Annotated in this window: 7 protein-coding genes and 2 pseudogenes; 4 read left to right on the top strand and 5 right to left on the bottom strand. The window is 66.9% G+C overall.

Features of this window, described 5'->3' with window-relative positions:
* Nucleotides 1–26: 26 nt before the first annotated feature.
* Nucleotides 27–974: pseudogene (locus NS6_RS24840) on the bottom strand (EamA family transporter); the annotation flags it as partial.
* A 71-nt stretch (nucleotides 975–1,045) separates the two neighbouring features.
* Between NS6_RS24840 and NS6_RS24835 the strand changes: the two are divergent.
* Complete coding sequence (locus tag NS6_RS24835) at nucleotides 1,046–1,987, top strand: LysR family transcriptional regulator (RefSeq protein WP_068046116.1); 942 nt, start codon at nucleotides 1,046–1,048, stop codon at nucleotides 1,985–1,987.
* On the opposite strand, the pseudogene NS6_RS36545 reads toward NS6_RS24835, so the two are convergent.
* Nucleotides 1,981–3,408 (bottom strand): annotated as a pseudogene (locus NS6_RS36545) (MinD/ParA family ATP-binding protein); the annotation flags it as partial. The gene NS6_RS24835 and the pseudogene NS6_RS36545 overlap by 7 nt on opposite strands.
* A 977-nt stretch (nucleotides 3,409–4,385) precedes the next feature.
* On the bottom strand, nucleotides 4,386–6,188 hold the full coding sequence (gene leuA, locus NS6_RS24825) for a 2-isopropylmalate synthase (protein WP_068046113.1): 1,803 nt from the start codon (nucleotides 6,186–6,188) through the stop codon (nucleotides 4,386–4,388).
* A gap of 460 nt (nucleotides 6,189–6,648) precedes the next feature.
* On the opposite strand from leuA, the gene NS6_RS24815 reads away from it, so the two are divergent.
* From NS6_RS24815 to NS6_RS24805, 3 genes are all read left to right on the top strand, one after another.
* Nucleotides 6,649–7,413, top strand: a complete 765-nt coding sequence (locus tag NS6_RS24815) for a sulfite exporter TauE/SafE family protein (RefSeq protein ID WP_068046107.1) — start codon at nucleotides 6,649–6,651, stop codon at nucleotides 7,411–7,413.
* Between the two features lie 129 nt (nucleotides 7,414–7,542).
* The gene (locus tag NS6_RS24810) at nucleotides 7,543–9,177 is read left to right on the top strand and encodes a GMC oxidoreductase (RefSeq protein WP_068046104.1); all 1,635 of its coding nucleotides are present in this window, start codon (nucleotides 7,543–7,545) and stop codon (nucleotides 9,175–9,177) included.
* A 155-nt stretch (nucleotides 9,178–9,332) separates the two neighbouring features.
* Nucleotides 9,333–10,196, top strand: coding sequence for an ion transporter (locus NS6_RS24805; protein ID WP_245669494.1), 864 nt, complete (start codon nucleotides 9,333–9,335; stop codon nucleotides 10,194–10,196).
* On the opposite strand, the gene NS6_RS24800 is transcribed toward NS6_RS24805, so the two are convergent.
* Together NS6_RS24800 and NS6_RS24795 are read right to left on the bottom strand one after the other, a co-directional pair.
* Complete coding sequence (locus tag NS6_RS24800) at nucleotides 10,181–10,639, bottom strand: SRPBCC family protein (protein WP_068046098.1); 459 nt, start codon at nucleotides 10,637–10,639, stop codon at nucleotides 10,181–10,183. The genes NS6_RS24805 and NS6_RS24800 overlap by 16 nt on opposite strands.
* A gap of 168 nt (nucleotides 10,640–10,807) precedes the next feature.
* A complete protein-coding gene (locus NS6_RS24795) occupies nucleotides 10,808–10,993 on the bottom strand; it encodes a DUF1918 domain-containing protein (RefSeq protein WP_068046217.1) in 186 nt (61 codons plus the stop codon).
* Nucleotides 10,994–11,136: the final 143 nt, after the last annotated feature.

Genomic DNA, 11,136 nt, shown 5'->3' with positions numbered 1-11,136 from the left:
GCCGATACGGCGCCTTGCTGCGCGACGAGATCCTCCGGCCCGGGTAGGGGGGTGTTCCCGGCCGCCACCAGGGCATCCCGGCGCGAGGCAGCCGGTTTGCGGGCACCCGCAGTGGCCGCAAAAGCACCCGCGATGACCACCGCGCCGCCGATCAGGGTCGCCGGTGCGGGCGTCTCACCCAGGAACATCCATGCCGCGGTGAAACCGACCACCGGGACCAGCAGCGACAGCGGTGCGACGGTCCCCGCCGGATACCGGCTCATCAGGTAGGTCCACATACCCGACCCGACCACGGTCGCCAGTACGGCCGTATAGCCGAGGGCCATCAGTGCGGGCCAGCCGTCCGCGGTGAAGGTGTCCCGCAGCGCCTCCACGCCCGCCGTGGGGCCCTCCCAGAGTGCGGATATCGCCAGCAGCGGCAGCACGGGCACCGTGGTGATCCACAAGGTCAGGTGTAGCGGATTGCTTCCGGGAGCTTCCACGCTTGCCCGGCGGGCCCCGATATTGCCCAGCGCCCAGCCGAATCCGGCGGCCAGCGTCAGCAGTACGGGCAGCAGTGCGGCATGCGCGAACTGATTCCAGCCGATCAACGCCATTCCCGCTACTGCGACGAGCAGCCCGGCGACCTGTACCGGCCGCAACCGTTCCCGCAGCAGTAGGGCGCCCAGGACCACCGTGAACGGCGCGGAGGATTGCAGCACCAGCGAAGCCAGCCCGGTGGGCATGCCGATTCGCATCGCGGTGAACAGGAATGCGAATTGCAGGATCCCGAAACCCGTGCCGTAGAGCAGGATCCAGCGCATTCGGACTCGTGGCCGCGGGATGAACAGCACCGCGGGCAGCGCGATGACCGCGAAGCGCAGGGCGGCGAAGAAGAACGGTGGTAGATGGTCGAGTCCGACTCGGATGGCCAGGAAGTTCACGCCCCACAGCAGGACGACGGTCGCGGCGAGGAGGCGGTCACGGGAGGTCACCGTTCAATCGTGGGATGTTTGAACGATGAGGACAATTGAATTGTTATGGACGAATGATTTAGAATTTCTTAATGGTCTCGGCGGGTCCGAACTTATCCGTGGAGCGGCTCCGTATCCTGCGGGAATTCGCCGATCGCGGCACGGTCGGCGCCGTAGCAGCGGCCCTGTCGATGACACCGTCGGCGGTATCACAGCAATTGAAGGTGCTCACCCGGGAGGCGGGCGTCACTCTGCTCGAACCCAGCGGCCGCCGGGTGCGGCTGACCGATGCGGGCCACGCCCTCGTGGTCCGCGCCGACGAGGTGCTGGCCGCACTCGATCGCGCGGTCGCCGAAATGGCCCACTACCGGGGCTCGCCCCGCGGGCAGGTGCGCGTGGCAGTGTTCCCGTCCGGAGGGGCGCTGCTGCTACCGCATGTCCTACCGGCCATGGCGGGCAGCGGTGTGGAGATCGTGGCCGGTGACGAGGACGTGCCGCCCACCCGGACACCGCGCCTACTGGCCGATTACGACATTGTGCTCACCCATCGCGACGAGCGGGCCGCCCCGGTGTCCGGGCCCCGGATCGGCTCCCGGGTACTCATGCGCGAGCCCATCGATGTGCTCGTTGCGCCCGGCCATCCGCTGGCCGGAAAATCTGCGGTGACGCCGGCGGAACTGGCCGAAGAGGCATGGCTGAGTGTGCGCGGTGGTTTCCCGGTGGACGATGTCCTGCGATCGATCGCCACCGTTACCGGTGTAGCGCCGCGAATCGTTCAGCGGCTCAATGATTTCCGCATGATCGAAACACTGGTCGCCGCCGGGTACGGGGTAGCGCTCATGCCCCGCTACGCCGTGACCCACACCGGTCTGTCCCAGCTCCGGTTATCCGGCGTCCGCGCTGCCCGGATGTACGATCTGGTCACCCGGCCGCGCGCCGATACCCGTCCGGCCATCGCGGCCGTACTGGATTCCTTCGAGACGGCGGCCCGCCGGATCACCGCGGAACCCCCGCCCGCGGCACCCGGTCAGTAACGGTTGCCGTACGGATACCCGTCCACATTGGCGAAGTCGTCGGCGACCATCGCGGCCAGTTCCAGCAGTGCGAGCCGGGTCGGCTTGCTCACCAGCTCCAGATCGATTTCGGCGCCCTCGGCGAGATGATCGTCGAACGGCACCACCTGCACCGCGCGGGTGCGGTCCAGGAACAACCGGCGCAGATGATCCAGATTCACCGAGGTGGAGCCGCGCCGCGAGGCGTTCACCACCACCACCGTCTGCCGCACCAGATGTGAATACCCGTGGTGGTCCAGCCAATCCAGCGTGGCCGAGGCGCTGCGCGCACCGTCGATGGCGGGCGAGGTCACCAGGACGAGCGAACTCGCCATATCGAGCACCCCGGACATCGCCGAATGCATCAGCCCGGTACCGCAGTCGGTCAGGATGATGTTGTAGAACGACTGCAGAACCCCGATCGCGCGCCGGTAGTCGGCCTCGCTGAACGCCTCGGAAACCGCCGGATCCTGCTCGCTGGCCAGCACTTCCAACCGGCTCGGCGATTGCGAGGTATGCGCGCGCACATCCGAGTACCGGGTGATGTTCTGATCTTCCAGCAGATTGCGCACGGTGGAGCGGGTCTGCCGCGGCACCCGGTGGGCGAGGGTACCGAGGTCGGGGTTGGCGTCGATGGCGATCACCCGATCGCCGCGCTGCGAGGCGAAGGTGGCTCCCAGGCCGACCGTTGTGGTGGTTTTGCCGACCCCGCCCTTGAGCGAGAGGATCGCGATCCGGAAATCGCCGTGTACCGGCGCGTTCACCCGGCCCGCCAGGTCGCGGTGGACGACATCGGCAGCCGATTCACCCGGGTTGATCACTCCGCGCGAAACCTTGTGCACCGCCCGGCGCCAACCGCCCCGGGGGGCCTTACGTGCACGTTTCAGCAGGTCCAGATCGTTGACCGAATGCCCCGGTTGGCCCGGTTCCGGCATATGCCGCGGCTGGAACTGCCCTTGCCCCGGTTGGCCCGGCTGCTGCTGGAACTGCTGCTGCTGGTGGGGTTGCTGTCCGCCGCCGGCCTGCTGTGCCGGGTTGCCACCCCACTCCGGTGTCCCGAACTGTCCGGCCGGCGGGTTGCCTACCGGCGGCTGCTGCTGGAAAGGCTGCTGCTGGGGTGGTGCGGCCGGTATCGGTGGCGGAGCCCAGCCGTAGACCGGGCTACCTGGAGCATCGCCCTGCGGCACGGGAACGGCACCGGATTCGGGGGAGGCGCCCGGCGCGTAACTACCTGGGGCCTGGTCGAATTGACTGCCGCCGTCCGGCCACGGCCCGCCTGCGCCGGGAGCGCCGTAGGGCGAGTGCTCCGGGTTGTGCTGTCCGGGATAGAGATTCGGGTCGGCAGTCGGGAACTGCCCACTTCCGTACGGTGCACTGCTCTCGGGCCCGGGTGCCTGGAACCCCGACTGGTGTTCGAACTGGCCACCGCTGTGCGGACCACCGGCCTCGGGTACCTGGAAGCCACCGGGCTGCGGTGGCTCGAATCCGCCGGGGCCGGTGGGGGCCTGGTACGGGTTCTGTTGATCGAACGGTCCGGCGCCCGGCGCGAAGTTCGTGGCCTGGAATTGATTCGGGTCCGGCGGTGCGAACTGACCGCCGGCATACCCGGTGTTCGCGGACGGGAACTGATTCGGGTCCGGTTGCGCGAACTGTCCGCTGCCGTGCGTGGGATTCGGCGGCAGGTATGGGCCGGGACCCGGTTGTGCGAACTGACCGCTCGGGTATCCGGTGTTCGCGGGAGCGAACTGGTTCGGATCCGGCTGAGTGAACTGTCCGCTGCCGGGTGCGAAGGATTCGGCGCCGGGGGCGGTGAACTGGCCGCCGGGGGCCGGTGGCGCGAACGAATCGATCGGCGCCGCACCGTTACCGGCGGGTGCCTGACCGTCTGCACCGGGCGGGGCGAATCCGTCCTGTCCACCCCACGGGCCGGTCGCGGGATCGGCGGGCCACGGTGCGGGCGTACCGGCCTCGGGAGCCTGGTACCGGGAGTTGTCGGCAGGGGAAGGATCCGCGTCGCTTCCGGCGGCGTTCTCGGTCACCGCGGCGGAGGAACTCTCGGCATCGCCGGTCCGCGTATCCGCGTCGATGTCCGATGCCGATCCGGTGGTCACATCGGTGGGCGGTGTTTTCTCCTGCTCACCGCCACCGGCGGTATCCACCGGTTGACTCGGGGGCCAGGGCTGGGAAGTCGGGTTGTGGTCGTCAGTAGTCACAGTTCCCCCATCTGCTCGGGTTTTTCGAGCAGAGAGCTCGGCGGCGTGGAGTCGGCACCAACGCTAGCAGGTGCGCAGCGTAACGCACGCCGGTGGATTCCCCACCTCGGCCGCCGTACCCGGCGGGTGCGGGTACGGCGGCCGAGGGGTGCTCCGACGAGCTCGGATTATTGCCTGGCGGCAGCCCGGTTGACCGCCGAGACCACCGCGCGCAGCGAGGCCGTCGTGATCGAGGTGGCAATACCCACACCCCAGACGATCCGGTCGCCTATCGCGCATTCCACATATGCCGCTGCCTGGGCGTCGTCGCCCGCCGACAGCGCGTGCTCGGAGTAGTCGAGCACTTCGACCTGATAGCCGACCGCTGCGATGGCGTCGACGAATGCCGCGAGCGGGCCGTTACCGCTACCGGAGATCTCCTGTTCGACGCCGTCCACTTTGACCACTGCGGTGATGCTGTCGGTGCCACCGTCGGTTTCCGAGGCGGTCACCTTCTGCCGCATCCGCTCCAGTGGCCGGATCGGAGTCAGGTACTCGTCGGCGAAGGCGTCCCACATCTCCTTCGGCGTGACCTCGCCGCCCTCACCGTCGGTGATCTGCTGGACGGCCTGGGAGAACTCGATCTGCAGCCGGCGCGGCAGCGACAGGCCGTGATCGGTCTTCATGATGTAGGCGACACCGCCCTTACCGGACTGCGAGTTGACCCGGATGACGGCTTCGTAGGTCCGGCCGACGTCCTTCGGGTCGATCGGCAGGTAGGGCACCTCCCACGACGTATCGTCGATATCGGTGTCGGCGGCGTCCGCGGCGGCCTTCATGGCGTCGAGGCCCTTGTTGATGGCGTCCTGATGGCTGCCGGAGAACGCGGTGTACACCAGGTCGCCGCCGTAGGGGTGGCGTTCGTGCACGGGCAACTGGTTGCAGTACTCCACCGTCCGGCGGATCTCGTCGATATCGGAGAAGTTGATCTGCGGGTCCACACCTTGGGAGAACATATTCATCCCCAGGGTCACCAGGCAGACGTTGCCGGTGCGTTCGCCGTTGCCGAACAGGCAGCCCTCGATCCGGTCGGCACCGGCCTGATACCCGAGTTCCGCGGCGGCGACGGCAGTGCCCCGGTCGTTGTGCGGATGCAGCGACAGCACGATCGAATCGCGCCGCGCCAGGTTGCGGTGCATCCACTCGATGGAGTCGGCGTACACGTTCGGGGTCGCCATCTCCACGGTCGCGGGGAGGTTGATGATCAGCGGTTTGTCCGGGGTCGGGGCGATGATCTCGGAGACCGCGTCGCAGACCTCCTTGGCGTATTCCAGCTCGGTGCCGGTGTAGGACTCCGGGCTGTATTCGTAACGCCAATCGGTGTCCGGGTAGCGCTGCTCGACCTCCAGGCACAGCCGCGCGGCGTCGGTGGCGATCTTGCGGACCGCGTCTCGATCGGCCCGGAACACCACCCGCCGTTGCAGGATGGATGTCGAGTTGTAGAAGTGCACGATCACGTTCGTGGCGCCGGAGCAGGCCTCGAAGGTCCGCTCGATCAGTTCGGGACGGCACTGGGTCAGCACCTGGATGGTGACATCGTCGGGGATCGCGCCGTCTTCGATGATCTCGCGGACGAAATCGAAATCGGTCTGGCTGGCCGACGGGAAACCGACCTCGATCTCCTTGTAACCCATCCGCACCAGCAGATCGAACATCCGGCGTTTGCGGGCGGGGCTCATCGGGTCGATCAGTGCCTGGTTACCGTCGCGCAGGTCGACGGCGCACCAGGAGGGAGCGCGGTCGATCACCTTGTCCGGCCAGGTCCGGTCGGACAGCGTGACGGGTTCGACCTCGTCGGCGAACGGCCGGTAGCGGAACACCGGCATGGACGAGTTCTTCTGCTGGTTCCACGCGGGCTGATCGGCGGGCGCGGGTTTGGCGGGCGCGGTGATGGTGCGCGTGCTCGATACGAAGGCGTCAGCGGGTGACATGCGATTTCTCCGTGGGTGAGATTGTTTCCCGAATTGGGTCGACCGGCGCGGCGGAACCCCGCGACGGGAAGCCGGTCCGGTCAGACCCCGTCGCGGCGGCTGAGAAGAAGTGCCCGCTGCATAACCCGTGCGAGTCTACCCCCTGTGCCACCACCCCTGACAAGGCGGTGCGGAGGGTGGACGTTTCACAGCCGGCCGGATGTCGAGCCGCACCCGAGACGATGTCGGGGGGCCGCCGATCACCGGCAGATCGCATGGACGCCCCGGTGATGTGGCACTCCCGCCGGTGCACTGCCGGCAGCTCCGGGGGCTCGGTGTGGCGCAGGCGATGCTCCGCATCGGTGATGCGAATTGCGCTGCGGTCTGCGGGGCCGTCGCGACCGCCGGGGACCGCAACGGTTAGCGTGCCTGAGTGCGGTGCGAGTGACCGGACTGTTCCGGCGAGGTCGAGAGGTCGAGCATGAGTTGGCTGGAAATGCTGGCCGTTTTCGCCGCGGGTATCGCCGCGGGCGGAATCAACGCGGTCGTGGGATCCGGCACGTTGATCACCTTCCCAGTGCTGCTCGCCGTGGGTCTGCCGCCGGTGACGGCGAACGTTTCCAATACCGTCGGTCTCGTACCCGGTTCGCTCAGCGGCGTCATCGGTTACCGCCGGGAACTGTCCGGCCAGCGGGCGCGGCTGTTGCGGTACGGCTCGGCGTCGCTGCTGGGTGCGGCCCTCGGCGCGGTGCTGCTGCTCAACCTGCCCGAAGACGCGTTCGCCACGATCGTGCCGGTGCTGATCATCGCCGCGCTGGTGCTGGTGGTACTGCAACCGCGGCTTTCGGCGTGGGTCCGCGAACGACAGCGCGATAAAGAAGCCACGCCCGCGCACGGCGGCCCGGTCTTGCTGGCCGCGATCTTCGCGACCGGTATCTATGGGGGCTATTTCGGTGCCGCCCAGGGCGTGCTGCTGGTGGGGCTGCTCGGGGTGTTCGTACAGGACGAACTCCAGCGACTCAATGCGGTGAAGAATGTGCTGGCGCTGCTGGTGAACGCATTGGCCGCGGCGGTATTCATCGCGGTCGCCGAGATCGATTGGCGGGTGGTCGCGCTGATCGCGGCCGGGTCGATCATCGGGGGGCAGATCGGTGCGCGGGTGGGGCGGCGGCTGTCGCCGAATGTGCTGCGCGCGGTGATCGTGGTCGTGGGCACGGTCGCGGTGATCCGCCTGGTGTTCGGCTGACCTGCCTGTCGTTCACCTGACCAGTACGAATCCGTCTCGGGCCCACCGGCGTTCGCCGCCTCCGCTGTTCAATACCGGTGAATATCGGTACCATCCCTGCGCTTGTTGCGTTACGAAAGAGGTACAGGGGTGGATAGGCGATCCCTTTTCAAGGCCGTGGGGACGGCTGCGCTGGTCGGAGCGGTGGGATCGGTGATCGCCAAACCCGGCTCCGTCCTTCCGCGGGCCGCGGCACAGCCGATCTGGCACGAGTTGTTCGCCCAATGGGTTCCCGAGATTTTCGAACCGGTACCCGACGCGCCGCAACATACCGAGGCCATCGTCATCGGCTCCGGTTTCGGTGCGGCTGTCACCGCGCTACGGCTGGCCCAGGCCGGGGTCGCGACCACGGTGCTGGAACGTGGGTCACGCTGGCCCAACGACCCCAGGCGCGAGATCTTCACGGGCGACGACCTGCCCGACGGCCGCGGTTTCTGGCACACCACCAGCTTCACCGGCGTCACCAAGGTGCCGATGCAATTCGCCGATTTCGGCGGCGTACTGGACTGCACGTCCTATCCGGGGATCGATGTCTGGCGTGGGGCCGCGGTCGGCGGTGGATCGGTGATCTTCACCGGTGCGATGATCGCCCCGGAGCGCCGGCTGTTCGATCATGTCTTCGGCGGAGTCGTCGACTACGGGGAGCTGGAGCGCGTCTACTACCCGCGGGTCCGGTCCATGCTCCGGCTGGACCCGATGCCCGCCGATATCTACCACTCGTCGCCGTTCAGCCATTCGCGCGCCTGGGACGACCAGGTCCGTAAGGCCGGGTACCAGCCCGTTCCGAACGATTCGATCTTCAACTGGGATGTGCTGCGCGGAGAACTGGACGGGTCCACCCGGCCCTCGGCGACGGTCGGCCGCAGCAACCTCGGCAACTCCAACGGCGCCAAATTCGATCTCAACCAGAACTATCTGAAAGACGCCCAGGCGGGCGGTAAGGCGCGGATCTTCCCGGGACACCGGGTGGATGCCATTGCCGAGGAACCGGGCGGCCGGTTCGCGGTCACGGTATCCAAACTCCATCCCACCGGTGTGGTGATCGGTACCCGCACGATCACCTGCGACAAGTTGTTCCTCGGGGCCGGTTCGATCGGGACCTCGGAACTGCTGGTCCGCGCCCGGGAGACCGGTGCGCTGCCGCGGCTGAACGAGCATATCGGCGACGGCTGGGGCACCAACGGTGATGTGGTGCTGGCCCGTGGCGCCAGTTCGGTCGCCGGGAACGGGCAGGGCGTGCCCAGTGCCAGCCGGATCTACGACGACAGCGGTACCGCACTCACCCTGGAGAACTGGTACATCCCCGGTATCCCGTTCGAGACCGGGGCGCTGGCTTCGCTCGCCGTGGTCCTGGACCCCACCCGCACCCGCTTCGGTTTCGACCGCGCTACCGGCGGGGTCGGGCTGTCCTGGCCGACGCGGGCCCAGGAGGAGGTGACCGCGGCCGCGCTCGCGGTGGATCGGCGGATCGCGGAAAGGGCCGATGCGCTGGCCGAATACAGTGCCCTGGGATATGACGCGAACGCCTTGTTCACCGCCCACCCGCTGGGTGGCGCCGTGCTCGGAAAGGCGACCGATTCCTACGGCCGGGTGCACGGCTACCGCGGTCTCTACGTGATGGACGGTGCGGGGATTCCCGGTAGTACGGCGACAGCGAACCCGTCTCTCACCATTACCGCGCTGGCCGAGCGAAATATCGAGGCGATCATTCGCGAGGGTCGCTGAACCCGGACGAAATGTGTGCGGTACCGAGGCCCCCGGGGGCCCGGTACCGTCCCGCTCAGCGGTGTTCGGCCCGCACAGCGGCGTATTCGGCGGCTCGGACGGTGGGTGAGCGGGTAATACTTGACTACGATCTTTCGGCGTCGAAGGGAATGTAGGTGTCAACACCGTCGTCCACGGAACCCGGGCCGGTGGCCGTAGCCGCAATGGCCGAACCGGACGAATTCCCCCGGAAGCCGCCTGCGCTGTGGACCGATTTCGTCATGCTGGCACTGGCCGTCGCCTCGGTGGTGCTGGTGTGCTGGATCACCTTCTTCGAGGTGGACCCCGATACCTACCGCTACATCGTCATCGCGGATTACACGGTCTGCGCCGTTTTCGCGGCCGAGTTCTTGTGGCGCTGGCGGCGGGCCGGCTGGCCGTGGACCTATCCGTTCGTCTACTGGTACGAAGTTCTCGGAATGATCCCGGTGACCAGCCCGTTCTTCCGGGCGTTCCGGCTGCTGCGGATCATCGTGATCCTCGTACGCCTGGCCCGGGTGGCCGATCGGGTCTTCGGTGACCGGGTCACCGCGGCGGTGATCAACCATTCCGTGGGCACGATCGTGGAGGTCATCAAACGGCCGATGACCATCGCGATCATGGAGGAGGTCACCGCGGTACTGCGCACCGGCCACTACACCCGCAATATCGCGAACGCGCTGGAGGAGAACCGCGGCGAACTCGACGAGATGATCGTCGAGATGATCAAGAACGATCCGCAGACCGGCCGGGTGCGCTATATCCCGTTCCACGACGACATCATCCGGCTTGTCGCCGATACCGTTTTCCGCATCCTGTTCCAGGTGCTGGCCGATCCGCGCACCGACGAACTCGTCTCGGACATGATCCGGGAGAACGTCGACCAGATCCGTGATTCCGTGCGGTCCGGGGTCAAGGTCGCGCCCTCGGCCTACGGCCCGACACCGCACCACCTCACCGCGCGGCATCTGAACGGGCAGCGGGATCAGACGAGGTCGTAGGTCTCGGATTCGCCGAACTGTTCGGCGTAGTCGGTGAAATTCTCGACCAGTGTCTCGTAGGTTTTGCGGACTGTGCGTTTGGCCAGGAAGCCCGGTAGCGGGATCGGGGTGTGCTGTTCGACGCGCAGGAGCACCCGGCTACCGTCCGTGTCGCCGGTGACTTCGAAGGATCCGCCGCCTCTGATGCCCCGAGTGCTGTCGGCGACCCCCCAAGACATCCGGTGGTCCGACCAGCTGAACTCCCACACCTGCATATCGGGTGTATTCGAGATATCGACCTGGACGAACACTCGTCGCGGGCGACCGGCGTCGTCGCGAGTGGCGACCCTGGCGTCGGTGAAATCGGGTGACCATTCGGCGAACATTTCGACCGCCATCAGTGCGTCCATTACCTGTGATGGATCGGCTTGGACTTCGAAACTGATATCGGTCTTCGTACGCATCTGGTCCCTCGCGGCCCCCGGTTATTACGAATAGGCCACGATTGTCTCCCGGTCGGCGCGTGATCGTCAACACGCTGCCGGGGAGATTAAGGTGCCCGGCCTGTGGGCATGCGGCTCGTAAATAACTACGGGCGTTTGCCCGGGGCCGATTCGCGGGGCGGGGCGGGCTCAGTGTGGATGTTCGACCGTGGCGTCCGGTCCGGGGAAGACCAGCGACTCGTGGCCGTCGTCGAAACGCACGATGTACGGCGGTGATCCCTCCGGTCCGCGTACTTCGACGATCTCCCCTTCGTGATCACTTTGCCCGACGGTGTGCCCGTGCACATGTAAGCGGTCTCCGATGTTCGCCATCATGATTCCCATTATTCGGTGATCGTGTCGGGTATCACAACCCAAATCGGATTGCTATTACTTGTTCGGCCGGTGTCGATATATCCCCGCAGCAAGTCGATCTGGAACCACTTCATGTGTAGTGCTATGTTTGAACCACTTCAATC

This window comes from Nocardia speluncae NBRC 108251, assembly GCF_001613245.1.
Lineage (GTDB): Bacteria > Actinomycetota > Actinomycetes > Mycobacteriales > Mycobacteriaceae > Nocardia > Nocardia speluncae.
This window is presented reverse-complemented; position numbering and strand designations above follow the sequence as displayed.